The sequence below is a fragment of the Bacillus sp. RK1064 genome (assembly GCF_051488405.1).
In the GTDB taxonomy this organism is placed as follows: Bacteria; Bacillota; Bacilli; order Bacillales; family Bacillaceae; genus Bacillus.
In genome coordinates this window covers 3,024,028-3,045,261 of record NZ_JBPSCZ010000001.1, presented here as the reverse complement: position 1 = coordinate 3,045,261, position 21,234 = coordinate 3,024,028, and the positions used below count along the sequence as shown (strand labels likewise).

The window sequence follows — 21,234 nt, the reverse complement described above, 5'->3', positions numbered from 1 at the left end:
TTTTGTCACCTTTATATTTTATACTCAGTTTATCAAAAGAAAAGGAGCATGTATATGCAAACATTAATCATTAACGCGCACCCTGATTTCACTCATCGAGAAAGTTATTCAAACAAACTGCAAACACTATTTTTAGAACAGTTTAAAGAAAGGTTTCCTCATGAGGAACCAACGATTTTACATTTATATGGAACTGAAATTCCTCGTATCGAAAAAGAACAGCTGCTACGTATTTGGGATAAGCAAGCATCTGAACAAACATTAACAGCTACGGAAGAAAAAATTGCTGCTGCTTCTTCTGCTTTATTGGCTCAATTCAAAGCACATCATCGAATTGTGATTGTGTCACCTGTTCATAATTTCAATGTGACTTCACGAATGAAAGATTATATAGATAATATTTTTATTGCTAGAGAAACGTTTAAATATACAGAAGATGGTTCAGTTGGTCTGATGACTGACGATTATCGTGTACTTTTGCTTCAAGCAAGCGGCTCAATTTTCACAAATAACGATCGATATACACCTCTGGAATTTTCACATTACTACCTAAAAGAAATATTCCAAAACTTGATGGGCTTTCAACAATTTCATATTGTCCGAGCACAAGGAACAGCGATTTTAGAGGAAGAAACGATCTTGACATCTGCAGCTGACGATTTGTCTAAAGCCTTTGATGAGTTTTACTCACCTAGCGGGATGTAAGTTGTATTTTTTCAAAAACAAAAAGACCAAAAACGTTTGATATCACGTTTTTGGTCCTTTTTTTATTAACCGATAGAACCTTCCATTTCGAACTTGATTAATGTTGCTCGAAATGGCACGAATTGATTTATAACAATGCCGCTCAAACCTTTGATATAACGCCATTTCTTAAAATGGTTTAAAATGGATTATAATCTCAACTTTGCATGGACTTGGCACGGAAGAATGAGGGTGAAAAGAGAACTTACAATCCTGTGGGTGCTCTTTCATTTGCTCATTTTTTGAATCTAACCTTGTTTTAACTATCTCTTCTGCAATGGTAAAATATCATGTAGCATCATTTCTTCGAAAGCTTGTTTGACAGTTTTCCAATAGGTTAAACGCTTTACGGGATTGTCTGTATGCTCTTTATAACCTTCGTAATCACTTGTTTCTTTTAATTCGGCTTCCCCATTTTGTTTAGTAAGAGCTGGATTATAATTAGCTACCATAAATGCTAATTCATCATTCTGTACCCACCAAGTTTTCGCAAAGTCATCAACGAGTGTCTTAATCGTTTGCTGAATCATTTGTTCTAATAAAGAGGATACATGTTGATCACGATAAGCTTCCGGATTTTCTTGAATGCTCGCCCATAAAGTTTCCATTAATCCAGCAAGTGTTGGATTTCCTTTTTTCAACCTTGCTAGATACTGATTAATTTCTTCCGCTGTCTTTTCGGTGGGCGGTTGTTTCGCTTTTTCATTTTGCGAATTCGGTAAAAAGGATTGGATTAGAAGTAAAATATATTCGTAATTGATTTCTTCTGTTTTTACAGATTCCAGCTCATACTCTATATTAACGTCCACATCGTCTTTATCTTCTTTTTCCTTCCGAAGCTTCTCTAATACATTGACGTACTTGCCATGATACTCTTCTATTTCGTCAAGTTGGATTGGATAGTCTGAACCGAGCTGTGCATCACTATACTCGGTATATACCTGAATATTAGCAAATGCCTTATCTAAAGCTTGATATGCTTTCGCAAATTTCTTTAATTGTGCTGGTTTTAAGCTCTCTATGTCTATTCCTTCGGGCGTTGGGGCTATTTCACGTAATTCCTCAATTGCTGTAAGAAACGCCTCGTGTGCTTCCTCCCACGTTGGAGCAACAACTTCATTTTCGCCACCATTTGAATAAAGGAAAAGCGCTTGCTTCACTTTTTCTTCAAAAATCGTGGGTGTTTGGAATGTCACTACTTGCCCATATTTTTTCGACTTATCGAAAAGACGATTAGTACGTGAAAATGCTTGAATTAAATCATGAGGTTTCATTGCAGGACGGTCAATGAACAATGTCGATAAACAAGGTGCATCAAACCCGGTTAATAAACGATCCACAACAATGATAATATCCAACTGTTCCGATCTAGGTAAGAACTTCTCTTTTTTACGTGCCAAACGGTCATTGACGTTTCGATTGTATGAACGCATCGTTTCCAATGTGTAGCTCGTGTTAAAGGCCTCATTGTACTCAAGAAGGGCTTCCTTCATCTTCTCTTGATTTTCGATAGAGGATTCTTCATTCTCGGAAATCGAATAAGTGATCGCAACTTTCGGGAAGTCAGGTAGAGTACGTTTTGTTTTCTCGCTAATCTGAACGGTTGTTTCGCCTGCTTTTACACGTTTAAACAAGTCATAATAGCGTTGTGCTTGAGCGATTGAAGAAGTCGTTAGAATCGCATTATACGTCTTACCCACACCATTTTGAAAACCGAGTTTGTTGCGGGATTTATTGACGATTGATTGAATGACCTCTAGCATATGGCGTTCATGTTCATAAACTCGTTTTGGTAAACGTGCTTCTTTATCCGCAAGTGTGAGGTCGTCTAATTCAATTTCACTGTCTAACTGAATCAATGCTTCGTCAAGTTCTTCTTCTGAAAAGGTACTCTTGTATTCAATTTGGAATCCTAGCACCGCTTTATCGTAAATGGCTTCTTTGACCGTATATTCATGTAATCGTCGTCCGTATTGCCCCTCTGTTGTGCGAGGGAGGTTGCCTACAGCCTGCTTCGCATTTTCCGCAAAAATAGGTGTACCAGTGAAGCCGTACCATAACGAGCGGAAAAAGAACTCTTTAATTTCTTGCTGTTTTTGAGGTGAAACCGCACGGTGACACTCATCGACTACAAATGCTATTTTCAATTGGCGGAGCATATTCGATTTCTTTGTATCGTCTTTTCCTTCAAATCGCTTCATAACATGATTAAGCTTTTGAATCGTTGTCACAACAACATTTCGATCTTGGGACAGTAACTTCTTAATTAAATCATTCACATTGTCCGTTTCATCGATCTCAATCACATCATGTTCTGCATACGATTCAAATGAACCCGTTGTTTGTTGGTCTAAGTCGACACGATCCACAATAAAGATCGTTTTTTGTAAGGACGGAATTTGCAGTAAATTGCGTGCTACTTTATACGATGTTAATGTTTTTCCTGAACCGGTTGTGTGCCATACATAGCCAGATTCTTGTCTCCTTGAAGCTTCCTTCACTGCTTCTATTGCATGAATTTGATAAGGACGAAGTAAAATCAATGCCTTTTTCGCACTATCAATGACCGTATATTGTGTAACCATTTTATGTGCCTGCGGAATAGAGAGAACATCTTTAGCAAAATCTAAGTAATTATTGACCGGCTGATTTTCACGATCCACCCATTTACTTAAAAACTGTTCGTTCAATTTCTCGTCACGAGCAGTCGCAATATAACGAGTATCTGTTCCATTCGATACAACAAACATTTGTACAGTCGAGAAAACACCTGTAAATTTATCCTCTTTTAAATACTTTTTGATTTGACGAAAACCTTCCATGTACGAGTGCTTTCGATTCTTCAATTCAATATGAATCATCGGCAACCCATTGATTAATAGGGTTACATCAAAGCGACGTTCTTGATCTTCTTTTGTACGTTTATTGCTTTGATATTGATTAATCACTTCATAAGAGGACATACCGCCTGCTATATCAGCACGATTTATTACTTTCAAACGAATCGTACCAAGTGTTGCATCTTCTCGCTGCACTTGGACTTTAGCAATACCATTCTCGCCAGCCAGCCATTTTGCCGCTTCGTAAAAATTCACAAAATGAAGCTGTTCTTTAATTTGCCGGAATTCTTGTTCTGTCAAAGGAACCTCGTTCAGAACATCTTTATTGTTGTTTTCAAGCTTATTTTTAAAGTTTTGCCACAACTCATCTTCCGTGTGTAAATCTTCACGATACGTCCATTGGGATTCACCACGTATTAATTGTTGAATTAAAATATCTTCTAACTCTGATTCAGGTACAAAAGAACGAACCAAACGCTCACCTCATTTTCATATATAAAATGTTAAACGAACATGCGCTGCAATAACGCCTTTTTCAGGTGTTGGTAATCTTCGAGCTTTTTCTCGTGAAGGGTGATTATATCGTCCAGTTGCTTGAAGAATGTGCCGATTTTTTGTTGTTCTTCGAGAGATGGAACAAGGAATTTTAAAGTTGAAAAATCACTATAACTGATACTTCTACCATCACGAATACCATATGTGACCGTCTCTAATCTTTTAATAAATGATCGACTTCGTAAGATTTCTTTCCAAAACATTGGATTGTTTTGATCTTTAGTTTTAAAATCTAAGATTGTATATGCCGGAGATGTTATTCCTTCTTTATCAGAAAAAGCAAACCCGCCTTGAAACGAACGTAAATGAATAACAAATTGATTTGGAATAACTCGTTTATATGATTTTTTACTTTTTTCATCGAATTTAATATCTATTCCAACTTCATCTCGATAAACCATCCCTTTAGTTTGTGTTGCTGATAAAACTGGTAGTTCTTCATGATTTTTGTCTGAAATAGGTTTAAATATATTTTCAGCCCTTCGTTCTTCCCAATCCCCACTAAACCCATCAAAACGAACTTTCGGCACACGTTCGCCTTTTTGTGGGAACATTTTTTGCAACATCGCTTTTTTGTATTGTTGTTGTTGTTCCACTAATTGTCGTTGCAAAGCGATCGTATCGTCTAATTGCTTAAAGAATGTGCCGATTTTTTGTTGTTCTTTATTACTTGGAAAGAAAAATTTCATTTTTTTAAAATTTCCAGTTGTAATTTGATTTATCGTTGCTCCTAGATTTTTATTAATTTCAATAGCAAATTGAGTTGTGTCTAATAAAGCATTCGTAAAATTGGAATTCTCTGATCGAATCCCTATCATGAATGCACCTATTACTGTATTGTCTAAATTTTTCTTTACTGTTGCGTGTTTTCCTATTAATTGTCGAGAACCATTACGAACAACAACAATAACATCTCCTTGCTTTATCTTCTGTGAATTCACCTTAGAAGGATTAACATAAACGTTATCAGCGTCTTTAATTTCCCCATTTTTAACATTGGAGGAACGAAGCACTAATGTTCCATTTTTAGTGACTATATCTTCAGGAGAATAAGTTAAGCCAGAATAAAATTCTACCTCATTACCTAATAATTTTTCTTCCCACTCTCCAATAAATCCATCAAATCTCACTTCTGGAACATTCTTACTCATTCTTTCCACCACCTAATCTAAATGCTTGAATAAAGTGTTGAAGTTCTTTTTGAGCCTCATCGTTCGTACCTTCCAATTCATTCAACTTCGCAAATAGATTTTGTTCGGCTTGTCGGAGTTCTTGCTGTGTTTGGTAAATTGCACCTGATAGCTCGACAAGTGAAATTTCTTCTTCTTCTTCAAATGTGTCCACATAGCGAGGGATATTTAAGTTGTAATCATTTTCAACGATTTCATCGAAAGAAGCGACATGTGCGTATTTTTCAATATTTTTACGTTGAATATATGTTTCAAGTATTTTGTCGATATGCTCATCTGCTAAGATATTTTGATTTTTACCTTTTTCAAAATCGTTTGATGCGTCAATAAACAACACATCTTTTGTTGAACGATTTTTCTTTAAGATGATGACCGTCGTTGGGATAGAAGTATTAAAGAAAATGTTCGATGGTAGTCCAATCACCGTATCAATTGCGCCATTATCTAATAATATTTTACGAATCTTACCTTCTGCACTCCCTCTGAATAAAACGCCATGTGGCAACACAATCGCCATAACACCACTATCTTTCAAGTGATAGAACCCATGTAGTAAGAAAGCAAAGTCTGCTTTCGATTTCGGCGCTAATACACCATACATTGAAAAGCGTGGGTCATCTAAGAAACCCTTGTCTGCAGTCCAGTTAGCCGAATAAGGTGGATTCATTAATACACCATCAAAATTCGTTGGTTCATCAGTAGGCCAGTCTTCATCTAATGTATCTGCATTGTTCAAATGTTGGTTGGCAGTATCTACACCATGCAAAATCATGTTCATACGAGCCAAGTTATATGTAGAAGTATTTAACTCTTGTCCGAAGTATGAAATCGTTCCGGCTTCATTAGAGAATTTTTTAACGTTTAATAGAAGTGAACCCGATCCCATTGTTGGATCATACACTGAAAAACCTTTTTGATTTTCTTTGCTATGTAAGACGATTCTTGTCATAAGCGTTGAAATGGCTTGCGGCGTGTAAAATTCGCCTGCTTTCTTACCTGAATCCGATGCAAACTGACCGATTAAATATTCATAGGCATCACCTAGCATGTCACCGTCATGTCCTGCAACGTTCAATACGGATAATTCTTTCATCACTTCTGCAATCGTTTGATTTTGTTTCTGAGGTGTTGAACCTAGTTTTTTCGAGTATAGATCGACATCTTCAAATAAATTTTCAAATATTTCGCTTGATTGCTCAATATTGCGGAAACCTTGTGCTAAATCTTCTAGTTGGAATCGCCCTTTATGGATCGCTTGAACAAGTGCTGTGAAGGTTAAGTTAGGTTCAAGCGTGTATGAAAAGTCGTATTGTAATTCACCAAGTAAATCATCTTTCACATCTTCATCTTGGTACGCTGCTACGTAGACTTTTTGTGCGACTTCTAGGTCGGTTGTTGGTTCTTCAAGTAATGATGCAGCATGAATAAGCATCTTATCCGATAAATATTTGTAAAAGACTAAGCCCAATAAATAGCTTTTATATTCGCTTGCGTCCATTTTGGAACGTAAAATGTCAGCTGAACTCCATAAAGCTTGATATAAATGTTTTGAATTGATCTCTGCCATGTTTTAATCTCCTATTTCTAAATAGCGTTTATTTCTATTTTACTATAAAGACCAAACTGTTAATAGGTCTTATAATTTAATAAAAAAATGCCCACCCCTATAAGGTTGACTCAATGCATAATCACAATTGTTCAATAAGATAGCTTGCTTTTCTCTTGCTATTACCAAGGTTGAAATACCTTTCAGTTATGAAAAGTATCTTACATTATGCGGTTCATGAACTTGAGGTACTTGAAAAGAACCCTGATGATAAATTAAAGGTTCCTGTTAAAGACTCTGTGGCACTGAAAAAGGAAAAAGTGAAATATTTCAGCCTTGAAGAGTTAAATCAGTTACTGGATTTTATGAAATCATATAAACATCAGCGCTTTCCAGATTATCAGCTTTATTATACGCTCATGCTCTTTTTAAGCAAAACTGGTTTGAGGATAAGTGAAGCATTAGCCTTAAGGTGGGAAGATATTAATGGCAATAAAATAACGATAGACAAACAAACAAGTCGTGATGATAATAACAATGTCAAATTGACAACATTAAAAAATCCCTCATAATATCGTACCATCAAAATTGATAATGATTTAGTACGTGAATTAAAGAAGTTCAAAATGAATTACTTTCAGGCAAACCAAGGTTCCGTAAAAATGAAGATAGTATTATCTTTCAAAATTTCAACGGGCATTATTTAACACCTTCTACTATTCGTGAAACCATGCAAGACTACTGCAAAAAAGCCGGTGTTGATTATAAAGGCATCCACGGCTTTAGACACACCCATGCAGTTCTGCTAATTGAATCCGGTGCAAACTTGAAATATGTATCAAATCGTTTGGGGCATAAGACCATCAAAACAACAGCTGATACTTATGTTGATGTAACCGAGAAAATAGAAGAAGACGAACTTCAAAAGTTCGCCTCCTACACTAAAAGGTAATTTTACTTGGCACCAAGTTGGCATGGTGTAAAACCCCTCAACCCTTTGATATATAAAGGTTATCCAATAGACCCTTCCATCTCAAACTTAATCAAACGGTTCATTTCAACGGCGTATTCCATTGGCAGTTCTTTTGTGAATGGCTCGATGAAGCCCATGACGATCATTTCTGTTGCTTCTTCTTCAGAAATTCCGCGGCTCATCAAGTAGAATAGCTGTTCTTCTGATACTTTTGATACCTTCGCTTCGTGCTCTAATGAAATGTTGTCGTTTAAGATTTCATTGTAAGGGATCGTATCAGATGTTGATTTGTTATCCATGATGAGTGTGTCACACTCGATGTTTGAGCGTGCACCCTCAGCTTTACGTCCGAAGTGAACGATTCCGCGGTATGTGACTTTACCGCCTTGTTTGGAAATCGATTTCGATACGATCGTTGAAGATGTGTTTGGTGCAAGGTGAATCATTTTCGCACCTGCATCTTGGTGCTGACCTTTACCTGCTAGGGCAATACTTAATGTCATACCTCGAGCACCTTCACCTTTTAGGATGACCGCTGGGTATTTCATTGTCAGCTTAGAACCGATGTTTCCATCAATCCATTCCATTGTCGCATTTTCTTCACATACTGTACGTTTCGTCACAAGGTTGAAGACGTTGTTTGCCCAGTTTTGAATCGTTGTATAACGGCAGTAGCCGCCCTTTTTAACGACGATTTCAACAACCGCACTGTGAAGTGAGTTTGTTGTGTAAACTGGTGCTGTACAGCCTTCTACGTAATGCACATGTGCGCCTTCATCAACAATGATCAGTGTACGCTCGAACTGACCCATGTTCTCAGAGTTGATACGGAAGTATGCTTGAAGTGGTGTATCTACTTTTACGCCCTTTGGTACGTAGATAAATGAACCACCAGACCATACAGCCGAGTTAAGCGCAGCAAATTTGTTGTCAGTCGGAGGAATGACTTTTGCCCAGTGCTCACGGAAGATGTCTTCGTTCTCTTTTAATGCGCTGTCTGTATCTTTAAACACAATTCCTAGATCTTCAAGGTCCTGCTTCATATTGTGATACACAACTTCAGATTCATACTGAGCAGATACACCTGCTAAATACTTTTGCTCTGCTTCTGGGATACCAAGCTTATCAAAGGTTTGTTTGATTTCTTCTGGTACTTCATCCCAAGAACGCTCAGAGCGCTCTGATGGCTTTACGTAGTACGTAATTTCATCAAAGTTTAATGCATTTAAATCTCCGCCCCATTGTGGCATCGGCATGTTGTAAAAGTGCTCAAGAGATTTCAAACGGAAGTCGAGCATCCACTGAGGCTCTTCTTTCATACGAGAAATTTCTTCAACGATCTCTTTTGTCAGTCCGCGCTCTGAACGGAAAATGGAAACGTCTTTATCAGAAAAGCCGTATTTATATTCACCAACATCTGGCATTTTTTTAGCCATCCATTTTCACTCCAATCTTATGATTTGCCGTTATCTTCGGCAGATGCGCCTTTTTCAAGCGCCTTCCAGGATAATGTTGCACATTTGATGCGGGCTGGGAATTTTGCCACTCCCTGCAGCGCCTCAATGTCTCCAAGATCAATGGAATCGTCGTATTCTTTTCCTAGCATCATATCGGAGAAAATCTGAGACATTTTCAAAGCTGTTTCAATATCTTTCCCTTTAATCGCCTGCGTCATCATAGAGGCAGATGCCATCGAAATAGAGCATCCTTCTCCTTCAAATTTCGCATCAATGACTTTTTCGTCTTCGATTTTCATCGTGAGACGAATGCGGTCACCACACGTTGGGTTGTTCATATCGACGACAATACTGTCGTTTAACACACCTTTGTTTCTCGGATTTTTATAATGATCCATAATCACTTGTCTGTACAGTGTGTCTAAGTTTACATTAAAAGACATTCGTAAAATACTCCTTTGTCTTACGGAGCGCTGCGATGAGCTCGTCAATCTCTTCTTCTGTATTGTACAGATAGAAGCTTGCTCTTGCAGTCGCTGATACACCAAGCCATTTCATGAGCGGCTGTGCACAGTGGTGTCCAGCACGAATGGCGACACCTTCCGTATCCAGAACAGTAGACGCATCATGCGGATGGACGTCGTCTAAGTTAAACGTCACAAGTCCAGCTCGGTGCTGCGGTCCATAAACAGTCGCACCATCAAACTCCTTAAAGCGCTCAAGCGCATAAGTGGCAAGCTGATGCTCGTAACGGCTGACTTCTTCCATACCAATGTCATTTAAGAAATCAATCGCTTTTCCTAGTCCAACTGCTCCGGCAATAATCGGTGTTCCCGCTTCAAATTTCCACGGCAGCTCTTTCCAAGTAGAATCATACAGATCCACAAAGTCGATCATTTCACCGCCAAACTCAGCAGGCTCCATATTATTCAAAAGGTCCTTCTTCCCGTAAAGTACACCGATGCCAGTCGGTCCACACATTTTATGCCCAGAGAATGCGAAAAAGTCACAATCTAGATCCTGAACATCAATTTGCATGTGCGGCGTGCTTTGCGCACCATCGACGACAATGATTGCCCCATGATCATGGGCAATTTTAGCGATCTCTTTAATCGGGTTGATGGTTCCTAATACGTTTGAGACATGTGTGACAGCGACGATTTTCGTTTGATGTGTGACCGTTTGCTTCACATCTTCAAGCGATAGCGTGCCGTCTTCCTGTAACGGAATGTATTTCAATGTGGCGCCAGTTGCTTTTGCTGCTTGCTGCCAAGGGATGATATTCGCATGATGCTCCATGTGCGTAATGACAATCTCATCGCCTTCTTTGAGGTTTGCTCTTGCATAGCTGATCGCCACTGTGTTTAGTGCAGTTGTTGTGCCTCTAGTAAAAATAATCTCCTGGACAGATGAAGCACGGATGAATGCACGAACTTTCTCTCTCGCACCCTCGTATGCGTCCGTTGCTTTTGTGCCAAGGGTATGAACACCCCTGTGGACGTTCGAGTTGTAAGACCGGTAATACTCATTCATTGCATCAATGACCACTCTTGGTTTTTGAGAAGTCGCTGCACTGTCCAAATACACCAAATCATGTCCGTTCACTTGCTGATGAAGGATTGGAAACTGCTCACGAACGTCTTTGATATTCATTATTTTACTTTCCTTTCAATCACAGAAACGAGCTGCTTTTTAACTCCTTCAATCGGCAGTTCTTTGACGACTGGATTTAAGAAGCCATAAATCACAAGTCTTTCTGCATCTTCTTTGGATATCCCGCGGCTCATGAGGTAATACAATTGAATTGGATCGACACGTCCAACAGAAGCAGCATGCCCTGCTGTGACATCATCTTCATCAATTAATAGAATTGGGTTTGCGTCACCGCGTGCTTTCTCACTCAGCATGAGAACTCGTGATTCCTGCTCTGCATTTGACTTCGTTGCACCATGCTCGATTTTACCAATTCCGTTAAAGATAGAGGATGCTTGATCCTTCATCACACCATGCTTCAAGATATACCCTTCAGAGTTTTTACCGAAGTGGATGATGCTTGTTGTAAAGTTTTCTGTTTGATTGCCCCGGCCGACAACAACTGATTTTGTATCACCGAATGTACCGTCGCCCATGAGCTTTGTGATGTTTTCAGACACGACGTCTCCATCATTCATCAGGCCAAGCGCCCATTCGATTTTACTGTCACGGCCATTTGCCATACCGCGTCTGTTCACATAGACTGTGACGCCCTCTGCAAGGTTATCTACTGCACCGTAAGTGACCCGGGCATTAGCTCCCGTGAACACTTCAGACACGATATTGAAGATCGCTTCTTCCGGCTTTGCCGTACTGATGTAGTTTTCTACATATGTCACAGCACTATGGTCGTCTGCTACGACGATGACATGGTTGAACAAAGTCGTGTCGTCATTTTCATGCAGGTAGACGGCTTGAATTGGTGCTTCAAGTTCTACATTTTTCGGTACATAGAGGAAAGCTCCGCCATTGACTAAAGCAGCATGTAAAGCTGTTAGTTTATGCTCATCTACTTTTACTGCATCTGTCATGAAGTATTTCTGCACTAGATCTCCATGTTCGCGAAGCGCTGTATGAAGGTCAGTGAAGATCACGCCTTTGTCTTTCGCTTCCGTTGAAAGAGACAAGTATGCTGGCGTTTGATCACGCTGAATGTAGACTGTCTTATCCGTGTCCTCTAAATCAATGAGAGATTTCACTTCTTCAGGAAGCTCTTCTAATGATCCAAATGGCGCACTTTCGACTGTATGCTGTTTGAAATTGGTTAAATTCCATTTAGAAATATTCGTTTTGTCAGGCTTTGGCATTGGAAGGTCTTCTGCTTTTTCAAGAGCCTGTAAGCGAAGGGAGCTCATCCATGCCGGTTCCTGATGCTTCTCGGAGAAGCTTTTGACATAATCTTGATCTACTGATAATTTCGTTTCTAATGTCATCAATAATCCTCCTAACGCTTACGCTTCTTGACCAACAGTTTCGTCTTCAATCCCTAACTCTTTTTTAATCCAGTCATAGCCTTCTGCTTCTAAACGCTGCGCGAGCTCTGGTCCGCCAGATTTCACGATACGTCCTTGCATCATGACATGAACGTGATCTGGTGTGATGTAGTTCAGTAGACGCTGATAGTGAGTGATCATTAAGCAGCCGAAGCTTTCGCCGCGCATTCTGTTAATTCCTTTAGAAACCACTTTCAACGCATCGATATCAAGACCAGAATCGATTTCGTCAAGAATCGCAATTTTTGGTTCAATCATCATTAATTGAAGAATTTCATTGCGTTTTTTCTCCCCGCCTGAAAAACCTTCGTTTAGGTAGCGCTGCGCCATGTCTGGGTCCATTTCAAGGAACTCCATGTTTTCGTCCATTTTGCGGATGAATTTCATCAGAGAGATTTCATCGCCTTCTTCTCTGCGAGCGTTAATAGCAGAACGAAGGAAGTCCGCATTTGTGACACCACTAATTTCAGATGGGTATTGCATCGCAAGGAAAAGACCTGCTTGAGCGCGCTCATCTACTTCCATTTCAAGTACATCTTCGCCATCTAGCAAAATGCTGCCTTTTGTTACTTCATATTTAGGGTGTCCCATAATTGCAGCAGATAAAGTTGATTTACCTGTACCGTTTGGTCCCATTACTGCGTGGAATTCTCCACCTTTTATCTCGAGGTTTACACCCTTTAAGATTTCTTTCCCTTCAATCTCAACGTGCAAGTCCTTAATTGTTAATGTCGAAGCAGTCATATATCGATACCTCCAAAATAATCATTATTCTCAATTTATTCTCATTCTAATTTTATAACAAATTAAAAGTGAATACAACACATTCACGATATACGTGAGAGGATGCTCTCAAAATTCTAACAAAAAAAGCCGGTAGATAAAAGGATTTATGTCGAAAAGACTGTTTTCATAAAGAAAGGACGGGAAACTGTTCTCCCCGTCCCTGAGCTATTTAATAGCCTCGTATATTCATTTTTGCGAGCTGTCTTTTCTCATCTCGATAGGACTGCTCTCGTTTATATTCCACTTTCATCCGTAAGTCATGGTCTCTTTCGTACTCTGCATAGCTCATGCCATGAGCTTTATGCATGGCCTTTTCCATCTCGGCGGTATAATCCAATCCCAGTGTACTATGGTCCGAACAAATAATAAACCATTCCCTTCTTTGAGTGTAGCTTTATTATATCAAAGACATGCGGCTTCACTCAAAAGGGATATGACGTTCTATGCTGGCATATTTTCTCTCACAATCGGCTGAGAACGACTCAACTCCCTGATATGGAAAAATACCGTCTTATCCTTCCCTTAATGCGTCTGTCCTCCAAATTCATCTATACATTGCTGAACGACAGTAATCCCTTGACTCAGTGCTGCCCCGCCGCCAAATGCTGCCGCCACGCTGACAACCTCCAGCAAATTCTCTTCTGTCGCGCCTTGATCGAGCGCTCCCTTTGTATGATAAATCATGCAGTATTCATCCTGTGCATGAATACTGATGCCAAGGGCAATCATTTGCTTTTCCTTTTGCGTTAATGAATCGCTCTGAAAGCATTGCTCCGTAAATTCATTGAATTTCTTCCCAAACACCGGCATTTTCTTCTGAAATTCACCCATTGCCGTTTTATAATCCGTCAGTGATTGCTGCATAGATCCGCTCATATGCTGTTCATTCATCTTTATTCCATCCCTTCAGGTCATTTGTTCGTTTTTATTATGAGCGAGATTTGAAAAAATACACAAAAAACCTCGCTTTGATGAAAGCGAGGTTGAATCGTTGTTATTCAGATACCGGTAGAACTGCACCGTCGTATTTTTTGTCGATGAATTCTTTAATTTTATCAGAGTGAAGAACTTCCATTAATGTCTTGATCTTCTCTGATTTTTCTTCACCTTTGCGAACAGCCACGATGTTTGCATACGGGTTGTTCTTTGTTTGCTCAAGTTCAATTGAATCTTTTTTCGGATTCAATTTATTTTGAATCGCATAGTTGACGTTGATAAACACAGCATCACCTTCACTGTTTTCATAAGCTTTCGCTGTTAGTTCAGGAGCGATTTTTTTGAACTTTAGGTTCTTTGGGTTTTCTTTGATGTTCTTGACCGTTGAGTTGATTGTATCAACCTTTGGATCAAGCTTAATGACACCGGCATTTTGTAATAGAGCAAGCATACGTCCTTGCTCAGCTACGTTGTTTGTCATGATGATGGTGCCGCCATTTGGAATATCTTTTACTGATTTGTATTTCTTAGAGTAGATACCGAAAGGCTCAAGGTGAACCGCACCAGCACTTACTAGGTTATAATCTTTGTTTGATTTGTTCTCTTCGTTCAAGTAAGGGATATGTTGGAAAAAGTTTGCATCCACTTCTTTTTCAGCTAACGCTTTGTTGTACATTTTATAATCACTAAGTACTTTCACTTTGAGATCGTAGCCTTTTTCTTTTAGAAGTGGTTTTGCTTCTTCAAGAATCTCGGCATGTGGTGTTTTTGAAGCCGCAACCGTAATGGTTTTGCTATCACTTGCGTTATTAGATGAACCGCATGCAGCTAAAATGCCTGCAAATGCTAGAAATAGTGCACTTAAAATCAATTTCTTCATGAATAAATCCTCCCTTAACGTTTATCAATTTTATTTGTAATCAAATCACCGATTATTTGAATAATAAAGACGATGATGAGAATAAACACAGTGGCAACAAGTGTGACATCTGTATTACCAGATTGGTATCCCTCTACATAAGCAAGGTCACCAAGTCCGCCTGCTCCAATTGCACCTGCAATCGCAGTTGAGCCAATTAGAGCAATCGCTGTTACGGTAATACCTGAAATGAGGGCTGGCAATGATTCTGGTAGCAATACTTTGAAAATGATGGTCGACGTTTTCGCTCCCATTGATCGTGCTGCTTCAATGACTCCTTTGTCTACTTCACGCAGTGCAATTTCGACAAGGCGTGCATAGAATGGAGCTGACCCTATGACAAGGGCAGGGAGGGCTGCATTGGGACCTAGAATTGTGCCCATAATAAGTTTTGTAAACCCTAATAATAGAATGATTAAAATGATAAAAGGAATCGATCTAAAAATGTTGACGACTGCACCGATGACGGTGTTGATCGGTTTATTTTCCCAAAGACCGCCTTTACTAGTCAGAAAGAGCAATAGCCCAAGGATGATACCAATAATAAAAGCAAATGCTAGTGAAATGAGTGTCATGTACACCGTTTCACCCGTTGCATTCCAAATGACATCTAAATCAACGTTCGGAAACCATTTCTCAAACATGTGTCATCACCTCGATTTCAACCTGTTTGCTTTGTATATAGGCGATGGCTTTTTCTACCTCGGTCTCTTCTCCATTAATATGGATAAAGAGTGTTCCAAACGCGCCTTCCTGCGTTTGAGAAATCTTCCCTTGAAGGATGTTCACATCGACCTTGAAGGATCGAATGATTTCAGTGATCAGCGGCTGCTCGGCAGAATCGCCAATAAAGGACAACCGTACGACCTGACCTTCTTTTACTCGCTCTAAGACGTGCTCGATTGTTTCTTTCGCTTCCTCTGGTTCAGCAAGCTGCTTTACAAATCGCTTCGTCATTTCTTCCTTTGGCTGTCTGAAGACACGTAATACTTCGCCTTCTTCGACAATACGTCCATTCTCCATGACCGCCACGCGATGACAAATTTTGCGAATGACGTGCATTTCGTGTGTAATCAGCACAATCGTGAGCCCTAGTCGTTTATTGATATCCGCCAAAAGCTCAAGGATGGAATCGGTTGTTTGCGGATCAAGCGCAGACGTCGCTTCGTCACAAAGAAGAACCTTTGGATCATTTGCTAATGCTCTCGCAATCCCCACACGCTGCTTTTGTCCGCCGCTTAGCTGAGACGGATACGCATTTTCTTTTCCTTCTAAACCGACTAATTTAATCAGTTCATTCGCACGTTCTCTCCGTTTTGATGCCTTTACACCTGCGATCTCAAGCGGGAACATAATATTTTGTCTCACCGTTCTTGACCAAAGTAGGTTGAAGTGCTGGAAGATCATACTGATTTCTTGTCTTGCTTTCCGAAGTTTCGCATTCGATACTTCATTGATCCGGTTGCCTGCCACTTCAACAATTCCTGCTGTTGGCAGCTCCAGACCGTTTAATAGGCGAATAAGCGAGCTTTTTCCGGCACCGCTATACCCGATAATTCCGAATATTTCACCTTTATCGATATCCAAGTTAACTTCTTTCACGGCATCAACATTTCCGCTTTTAGAGTGGTACGTTTTTGATACATTCTGTAAATGGATCACAGTCTGTTCACCTGCTTTCTTGCTGAATCTATAGGTTGCCATCACATACGTTATTTATTCTTCCTGCTGTCATGCCTCTAGCCTGACACCAGGTCAGTAAAAAAGACCTAACTGCAACGCAAGCAGAAAGGCCTTTTATGTTCAATACGCCTTTCTCTCATCTTTCAAAGCATTGCGGCTTTGAGTGAATTGGCACCAATTTCAGCTATGCTGACGGTTGCCGGGTTTCATAGGGCACGTCCCTCCACCTCTCTTAATAAGAGAAAATATGTTGTTTTATGTGATGTTCATGTTTTTACTAACGTAGAATATCATGCTACCCGAGATATGTCAACGCTGTAAATCGCTAATTTCCAAGTAAACGACTACGTTATCATTTTTCGAAAAAAACCGTTCGTCAGCCAAAGCACAGCCTCTAGTCTTAAGAGCGCACGGAATGACCCTTTTACTTTTACTTGTCCTCTGCTAATTAACTGCTGTAAGGACATATCTCCATCTAATAATTGAAGTATTTCTTTTCTCTCACCATAAAAGATGAGATCCGATAACTCAATTGCAGGTAGTTTCTTCACTTCACCACGCTCATCCACAATCAATGTACAAGAGTCAGTTTCCGCCTCAAATGTAATCTTCAAGGATGATGATGAGAGCAGCGGTTTTAATAATAAACGCTGCCCTGTGTTCCCATGGGTTTTCACATTTTCCACATGTATAACCTCCCTGTCATTTGGTTATACATAACATTTCTCTACAAACATTGGCTTGTCCTTTATAAATAACTCGACAAATTTTCAGACGAATTGCTTGAAATATGACAAAAAACCGCTTTATTTAGCGGTTTCAATCATTTCATGAAGATATGGAACGGAGTGAAAGGCATAGCCTTTTTGCACCAGCTCACCTTTTTTAAACAGTAGAAAGCAAGGAACGCTTTCGATCTCAAAAGCTTTTGCAAAGCCTGGTGAGTAGTTTAAATTGTTTTCATAAAATGGTACATCCGGCTGCATGGTGTCTACGACTGTCAGCATTTTCTTTGCCAGCTGACATGTCCCGCAAAACGGTGTATATAAATATAAAAGAAATAAATCGTCCTTTATTTCCTTGAATTCGTGTTCTTCAATCTCTTTCATATACGTCCACCCTCATAAATATTTCGAATGAACATCAATGTTTGCAGCTAATAGGATAGATGCAATGTGGGCTGACGGTGAAGCGGCCACTTCGCGGTATGTTCTGTCGACAAAAAGATGAAGTGCTTCAGGGAATTCTTTTCGAAATTGCTTCCGCAGTTTGTCGCCTGCATCGTCACTGTCTGCTAATATGTAAACGTCTTTCCCCAATAATTCGTCTACGAGCTGATCCAGCTTCGATGTACTGATCGTGCCATTGGTGCAAATGATGGTAACAGGTTCACTTATGACTTCTTTTAGCTTTTGTTTGTCTGTTTTACCTTCTACAATGATGACCTTTTCTACCTCTACATTCAACACGATCACCCGGCCCTTTTGACATTGTTCACTTCTCCCTTAGATTACAATCTTTCATCGAGGTTGTAAAGATTGGGCACTTGCACTAAAAAGACTGCAGCTTATGCTCACTGCAGCCTCATCTGTGATTAGCACCAGCCATTTTCATCATCACAGTCTACATATTTTTCTGTCCCGTGGGTCAATGTATCCGTCAGACGATAAAAACGATTTTGATCATAGGAATAACCTGATTTTAACTCATATTGGTTTTCACTAATCATCGTGCCAATCTCTTCATTTTGATGATACAGCACCATGCCGCTTTCTTTGAATCGTCCAGTGACATGATCTGTTATATCCACCTGTTCTTTTTGAAAAGACAAATTGGACACCCCCATAAAGGTAGAGTGTCCAATTTCACGTGAATTAGTCTTCTTTTGTCATTTCTTCATATTGCTCAGCGGTCATCAAGTTCTCGATTTCAGATGCATCAGCTGGCTCTACCACGATCATCCATGCTTTTTCGTATGGAGAGTCGTTGACGAATTCAGGGCTGTCATCCAGCTCATCGTTCACTTCGACGATTGTGCCATTGATCGGTGCGTAAAGCTCAGAAACTGTTTTCACTGATTCTACACTTCCGAAAGGCTCGTCCGCTGTGATTTTGTCTCCTACTTCAGGAAGCTCAACGAACACGATATCGCCTAGCTCAGATTGAGCAAAATGCGTAATACCGATACGCACCTTATCCCCTTCTACTTTGACCCATTCATGTTCTTCTGAATAACGTAAATCTTTTGGTGTGCTCATTCAATACCCCTCCAGTCTTTTCTTTCAATCTATATTGAAGATACCACAATCTGAATGAAAGTTACATCATTTCCAGACGCTTTTAAATGTATCTTCATTAAATCCAACTGTGACTCGTTTACCGTCTGTTGTAATCGGACGCTTGATCAGCATTCCGTTAGACGCGAGTAATTCTAGCTGCTCGTCCTCTGACATTGCAGGAAGTTGATCTTTCAGCTGTAGCTCCCGGTATTTCTGTCCGCTTGTATTAAAGAACTTCTTCAGCTCTAAGCCGCTTTTTTCGTAAAGGGCTTTTAATGTTTCTTTATCAGGCGTCTCTTCGACGATATGTATGCTGTTGATGTCTTTATTGTGTTCTTCCAGCCATTTTTTTGCTTTTCGGCATGTACCGCAAGATGGGTATTCATAAAAATCTAAAGCCACCATTTTCACCTCCTGCAAATTGTGAGAACATTTTATCACAAAATATTTTAAAAACCTAAATGTATGCTTACAAAAAGGTGCGGATATCACTCCGCACCTTTTAAGCTGTCCTTATACGATATATTTCTCTGCTTCAAAGATTCGTTTCGCCACTTCGCGCTTTTTGGCGATGACATTGATCGGGGTGAATCTTGTCAGTTTGCGAAGAGCTGACAGACTCATGCGGAGTGAATCTCCTTCTTCCATCGCGATCAAGGATTCTTTTGCATGGGCTTCAATTTTTAAGAAGGCTTCCTGCGTGAAAATTTGTGTGTAGGCAAGCTTTTGAGCGTTCTTTTCTAGCCCTGATGAAGCGATTGCCTTTTCGGTACGCAGAATCGCCGATTCAGCAGCAAAAATTTCATTGACGATATCCGCTATGTTCACAAGGATTTCTTGCTCTTTGTCTAAAGCTTTTCCATACTTCATCGCTGCCATACCAGATACCATAAGGGCGGTCTTTTTCGCATGGGCGAGTAAATATTTTTCTTGATCAAGCGGCTGATCACCCGGCTCTTCCGGCATCATCATCATGAGCTCTTCCTGTAAGGTTTGCGCTTTTTGAAGCAGCGGAAGCTCCCCTTTCATCGCTTTCTTCAGGAATGTGCCTGGTACAAGCAGACGGTTGATTTCGTTTGTCCCTTCAAAAATACGGTTAATCCGCGAGTCACGATAGGCTCTTTCGACCTCGTATTCTTGCATGAATCCATATCCGCCGTGAATCTGCACGCCTTCATCTGCAATATAATCTAAAGTTTCAGAGCCAAGCACTTTACAAAGAGAGCATTCAATCGCATATTCTGCAATGGACTGGGCAATTTGTTTGCCGTCCTTTTGCTCTTCCTCACTTAATAGACCCATGCGCTGTTCAAATAATCCGACTGTGCGGTAAACAGCACTTTCCATCGCATAGAGCTTTGCCGACATGTTGGCTGCTTTTTCACCAATTAAGCTGAATCGAGAAATTGGTGTTTGGAACTGCTTACGCTGGTTTGCATATTCTGCCGATAATTGAATGACACGTTTTGACGCACCAATTGTCCCGACAGCCAGCTTGTAGCGTCCGATATTCAAAATGTTAAAGGCAATGACATGACCTCTGCCAGCTTCACCTAGTAAATTCTCCTTCGGCACTTGAGCATCTTCAAGAATTAACGTTCTCGTCGAGGACCCTTTAATGCCCATCTTTTTCTCTTCAGGTCCAGTTTTGACACCTGGAAAATCCTTTTCTACGATAAAAGCAGAGAAGTGTTCACCATCAATCTTCGCATATACGACAAAGACGTCGGCAAATGCGGAGTTTGTAATCCATTGTTTTTCCCCATTAAGCACATAATGGGTTCCAGCTTCATTCAGGACTGCCGTCGTTTTTGCTCCAAGAGCGTCAGAGCCTGATCCTGGCTCAGTTAGGGCGTACGCCGCAATCGTTTCTCCAGAAGCGAGTCCAGGCAGGTATGCTTCCTTTTGCGCTTGATTTCCAAACAGCACGATTGGCAGAGATCCAATGCCTACATGGGCGCCATAGGAAAGTGAGAAACTCCCTGCTCTGGAGAATTTCTCGGTAATGATGGCTGAACTGATTTTATCTAATCCGAGTCCGCCGAATTCTTCAGGCACATCAGCTCCTAGAAGTCCAAGCTCTCCAGCCTTTTTGAGAAGCCTGACGGAATGCTCGAATTCATGATGTTCAATTTGATCTATATACGGAACAACGTCTTGTAAAATATAATCCTCTGTTGTCTTTCCAATCATTTGATGCTCATCAGAGAAATCCTCTGGTGTAAAGATATGCTCATAATTCGTCTCATCAATTAAGAAGCTTCCACCCTTTTTTACATCTTCCATTGCTTTCATCCTGA

General features: G+C 40.1%; 23 protein-coding genes and 1 riboswitch. Of the genes, 3 read left to right on the top strand and 20 right to left on the bottom strand.

Going from position 1 to position 21,234, the window contains the following annotated elements:
• Positions 1-54: 54 nt before the first annotated feature.
• A complete protein-coding gene (locus ACSSTM_RS15505; protein ID WP_420735027.1) occupies positions 55-705 on the top strand; it encodes an FMN-dependent NADH-azoreductase in 651 nt (216 codons plus the stop codon).
• Positions 706-1,007: 302 nt separating this feature from the next.
• On the opposite strand, the gene ACSSTM_RS15500 is transcribed toward ACSSTM_RS15505, so the two are convergent.
• The 3 genes from ACSSTM_RS15500 to ACSSTM_RS15490 are packed head-to-tail and all read right to left on the bottom strand — an operon-like array spanning position 1,008 to position 6,896.
• Positions 1,008-4,058, bottom strand: coding sequence for a type I restriction endonuclease subunit R (locus tag ACSSTM_RS15500; RefSeq protein ID WP_420735028.1), 3,051 nt, complete (start codon positions 4,056-4,058; stop codon positions 1,008-1,010).
• 29 nt (positions 4,059-4,087) lie between these two features.
• Positions 4,088-5,290, bottom strand: coding sequence for a restriction endonuclease subunit S (locus ACSSTM_RS15495; RefSeq protein ID WP_420735029.1), 1,203 nt, complete (start codon positions 5,288-5,290; stop codon positions 4,088-4,090).
• On the bottom strand, positions 5,283-6,896 hold the full coding sequence (locus ACSSTM_RS15490; protein WP_420735030.1) for a type I restriction-modification system subunit M: 1,614 nt from the start codon (positions 6,894-6,896) through the stop codon (positions 5,283-5,285). The genes ACSSTM_RS15495 and ACSSTM_RS15490 overlap by 8 nt, the downstream gene beginning before the upstream one ends.
• A 188-nt stretch (positions 6,897-7,084) precedes the next feature.
• Here ACSSTM_RS15490 and ACSSTM_RS15485 point away from each other — a divergent pair, with 188 nt between their 5' ends.
• Both ACSSTM_RS15485 and ACSSTM_RS15480 read left to right on the top strand, forming a co-directional pair.
• Positions 7,085-7,447 (top strand): tyrosine-type recombinase/integrase, encoded by a 363-nt coding sequence (locus tag ACSSTM_RS15485; RefSeq protein ID WP_420735031.1) that lies wholly within the window; start codon positions 7,085-7,087, stop codon positions 7,445-7,447.
• 38 nt (positions 7,448-7,485) lie between these two features.
• The gene (locus ACSSTM_RS15480) at positions 7,486-7,827 is read left to right on the top strand and encodes a tyrosine-type recombinase/integrase (protein WP_437404295.1); all 342 of its coding nucleotides are present in this window, start codon (positions 7,486-7,488) and stop codon (positions 7,825-7,827) included.
• Between the two features lie 59 nt (positions 7,828-7,886).
• Here ACSSTM_RS15480 and sufB read toward each other — a convergent pair whose 3' ends face one another.
• The 17 genes from sufB to ACSSTM_RS15395 all read right to left on the bottom strand — a co-directional run bounded on the left by sufB (position 7,887) and on the right by ACSSTM_RS15395 (position 21,229).
• Positions 7,887-9,284: a Fe-S cluster assembly protein SufB gene (sufB, locus tag ACSSTM_RS15475; protein ID WP_034659904.1), complete on the bottom strand. Its 1,398-nt coding sequence runs from the start codon at positions 9,282-9,284 to the stop codon at positions 7,887-7,889.
• Positions 9,285-9,301: 17 nt separating this feature from the next.
• On the bottom strand, positions 9,302-9,748 hold the full coding sequence (gene sufU, locus ACSSTM_RS15470; RefSeq protein WP_008347017.1) for a Fe-S cluster assembly sulfur transfer protein SufU: 447 nt from the start codon (positions 9,746-9,748) through the stop codon (positions 9,302-9,304).
• Positions 9,738-10,958, bottom strand: coding sequence for a cysteine desulfurase (locus tag ACSSTM_RS15465; protein ID WP_095285806.1), 1,221 nt, complete (start codon positions 10,956-10,958; stop codon positions 9,738-9,740). Before ACSSTM_RS15465 ends, sufU begins: the two co-directional genes overlap by 11 nt.
• Positions 10,958-12,271: a Fe-S cluster assembly protein SufD gene (gene sufD / locus ACSSTM_RS15460; RefSeq protein ID WP_268495240.1), complete on the bottom strand. Its 1,314-nt coding sequence runs from the start codon at positions 12,269-12,271 to the stop codon at positions 10,958-10,960. Before sufD ends, ACSSTM_RS15465 begins: the two co-directional genes overlap by 1 nt.
• Before the next feature lie 18 nt (positions 12,272-12,289).
• Positions 12,290-13,075: a Fe-S cluster assembly ATPase SufC gene (gene sufC / locus ACSSTM_RS15455; protein WP_003213654.1), complete on the bottom strand. Its 786-nt coding sequence runs from the start codon at positions 13,073-13,075 to the stop codon at positions 12,290-12,292.
• Between the two features lie 211 nt (positions 13,076-13,286).
• Positions 13,287-13,424 (bottom strand): hypothetical protein, encoded by a 138-nt coding sequence (locus ACSSTM_RS15450; protein WP_162839378.1) that lies wholly within the window; start codon positions 13,422-13,424, stop codon positions 13,287-13,289.
• 215 nt (positions 13,425-13,639) lie between these two features.
• The gene (locus ACSSTM_RS15445; RefSeq protein WP_003212803.1) at positions 13,640-14,008 is read right to left on the bottom strand and encodes a carboxymuconolactone decarboxylase family protein; all 369 of its coding nucleotides are present in this window, start codon (positions 14,006-14,008) and stop codon (positions 13,640-13,642) included.
• A gap of 103 nt (positions 14,009-14,111) precedes the next feature.
• Positions 14,112-14,933, bottom strand: coding sequence for a methionine ABC transporter substrate-binding lipoprotein MetQ (metQ, locus tag ACSSTM_RS15440; protein WP_106038201.1), 822 nt, complete (start codon positions 14,931-14,933; stop codon positions 14,112-14,114).
• 14 nt (positions 14,934-14,947) lie between these two features.
• On the bottom strand, positions 14,948-15,616 hold the full coding sequence (locus tag ACSSTM_RS15435) for a methionine ABC transporter permease (RefSeq protein WP_099727008.1): 669 nt from the start codon (positions 15,614-15,616) through the stop codon (positions 14,948-14,950).
• Positions 15,609-16,634: a methionine ABC transporter ATP-binding protein gene (locus ACSSTM_RS15430; RefSeq protein ID WP_268495244.1), complete on the bottom strand. Its 1,026-nt coding sequence runs from the start codon at positions 16,632-16,634 to the stop codon at positions 15,609-15,611. Before ACSSTM_RS15430 ends, ACSSTM_RS15435 begins: the two co-directional genes overlap by 8 nt.
• A gap of 154 nt (positions 16,635-16,788) precedes the next feature.
• Positions 16,789-16,897: riboswitch (SAM riboswitch) on the bottom strand.
• A gap of 102 nt (positions 16,898-16,999) precedes the next feature.
• Positions 17,000-17,341 (bottom strand): SCP2 sterol-binding domain-containing protein, encoded by a 342-nt coding sequence (locus tag ACSSTM_RS15425; protein WP_034659911.1) that lies wholly within the window; start codon positions 17,339-17,341, stop codon positions 17,000-17,002.
• Positions 17,342-17,461: 120 nt separating this feature from the next.
• The gene (locus ACSSTM_RS15420) at positions 17,462-17,764 is read right to left on the bottom strand and encodes a thioredoxin family protein (RefSeq protein WP_034659912.1); all 303 of its coding nucleotides are present in this window, start codon (positions 17,762-17,764) and stop codon (positions 17,462-17,464) included.
• Between the two features lie 12 nt (positions 17,765-17,776).
• Positions 17,777-18,121, bottom strand: a complete 345-nt coding sequence (locus ACSSTM_RS15415; protein WP_034660691.1) for a toprim domain-containing protein — start codon at positions 18,119-18,121, stop codon at positions 17,777-17,779.
• Between the two features lie 128 nt (positions 18,122-18,249).
• The gene (locus ACSSTM_RS15410; protein WP_034659913.1) at positions 18,250-18,486 is read right to left on the bottom strand and encodes a YusG family protein; all 237 of its coding nucleotides are present in this window, start codon (positions 18,484-18,486) and stop codon (positions 18,250-18,252) included.
• Positions 18,487-18,529: 43 nt separating this feature from the next.
• Positions 18,530-18,913, bottom strand: a complete 384-nt coding sequence (gcvH, locus tag ACSSTM_RS15405; RefSeq protein WP_008347039.1) for a glycine cleavage system protein GcvH — start codon at positions 18,911-18,913, stop codon at positions 18,530-18,532.
• Positions 18,914-18,979: 66 nt separating this feature from the next.
• Positions 18,980-19,336: an arsenate reductase family protein gene (locus tag ACSSTM_RS15400; protein ID WP_034317446.1), complete on the bottom strand. Its 357-nt coding sequence runs from the start codon at positions 19,334-19,336 to the stop codon at positions 18,980-18,982.
• Positions 19,337-19,447: 111 nt separating this feature from the next.
• Positions 19,448-21,229, bottom strand: coding sequence for an acyl-CoA dehydrogenase family protein (locus ACSSTM_RS15395; RefSeq protein ID WP_268495246.1), 1,782 nt, complete (start codon positions 21,227-21,229; stop codon positions 19,448-19,450).
• Positions 21,230-21,234: the final 5 nt, after the last annotated feature.

Bases quoted from the DNA above. Each gene is read 5' to 3' on its own strand.
- ACSSTM_RS15505 (WP_420735027.1), top strand. From the start codon at position 55: ATGCAAACATTAATCATTAACGCGCACCCTGATTTCACTCATCGAGAA.
- ACSSTM_RS15495 (WP_420735029.1), bottom strand. From the start codon at position 5,290: ATGAGTAAGAATGTTCCAGAAGTGAGATTTGATGGATTTATTGGAGAG.
- ACSSTM_RS15490 (WP_420735030.1), bottom strand. From the start codon at position 6,896: ATGGCAGAGATCAATTCAAAACATTTATATCAAGCTTTATGGAGTTCA.
- ACSSTM_RS15485 (WP_420735031.1), top strand. From the start codon at position 7,085: ATGAAAAGTATCTTACATTATGCGGTTCATGAACTTGAGGTACTTGAA.
- sufB (WP_034659904.1), bottom strand. From the start codon at position 9,284: ATGGCTAAAAAAATGCCAGATGTTGGTGAATATAAATACGGCTTTTCT.
- sufU (WP_008347017.1), bottom strand. From the start codon at position 9,748: ATGTCTTTTAATGTAAACTTAGACACACTGTACAGACAAGTGATTATG.
- ACSSTM_RS15465 (WP_095285806.1), bottom strand. From the start codon at position 10,958: ATGAATATCAAAGACGTTCGTGAGCAGTTTCCAATCCTTCATCAGCAA.
- sufD (WP_268495240.1), bottom strand. From the start codon at position 12,271: ATGACATTAGAAACGAAATTATCAGTAGATCAAGATTATGTCAAAAGC.
- sufC (WP_003213654.1), bottom strand. From the start codon at position 13,075: ATGACTGCTTCGACATTAACAATTAAGGACTTGCACGTTGAGATTGAA.
- ACSSTM_RS15450 (WP_162839378.1), bottom strand. From the start codon at position 13,424: ATGCATAAAGCTCATGGCATGAGCTATGCAGAGTACGAAAGAGACCAT.
- ACSSTM_RS15445 (WP_003212803.1), bottom strand. From the start codon at position 14,008: ATGAATGAACAGCATATGAGCGGATCTATGCAGCAATCACTGACGGAT.
- metQ (WP_106038201.1), bottom strand. From the start codon at position 14,933: ATGAAGAAATTGATTTTAAGTGCACTATTTCTAGCATTTGCAGGCATT.
- ACSSTM_RS15435 (WP_099727008.1), bottom strand. From the start codon at position 15,616: ATGTTTGAGAAATGGTTTCCGAACGTTGATTTAGATGTCATTTGGAAT.
- ACSSTM_RS15420 (WP_034659912.1), bottom strand. From the start codon at position 17,764: ATGAAAGAGATTGAAGAACACGAATTCAAGGAAATAAAGGACGATTTA.
- gcvH (WP_008347039.1), bottom strand. From the start codon at position 18,913: ATGAGCACACCAAAAGATTTACGTTATTCAGAAGAACATGAATGGGTC.
- ACSSTM_RS15395 (WP_268495246.1), bottom strand. From the start codon at position 21,229: ATGAAAGCAATGGAAGATGTAAAAAAGGGTGGAAGCTTCTTAATTGAT.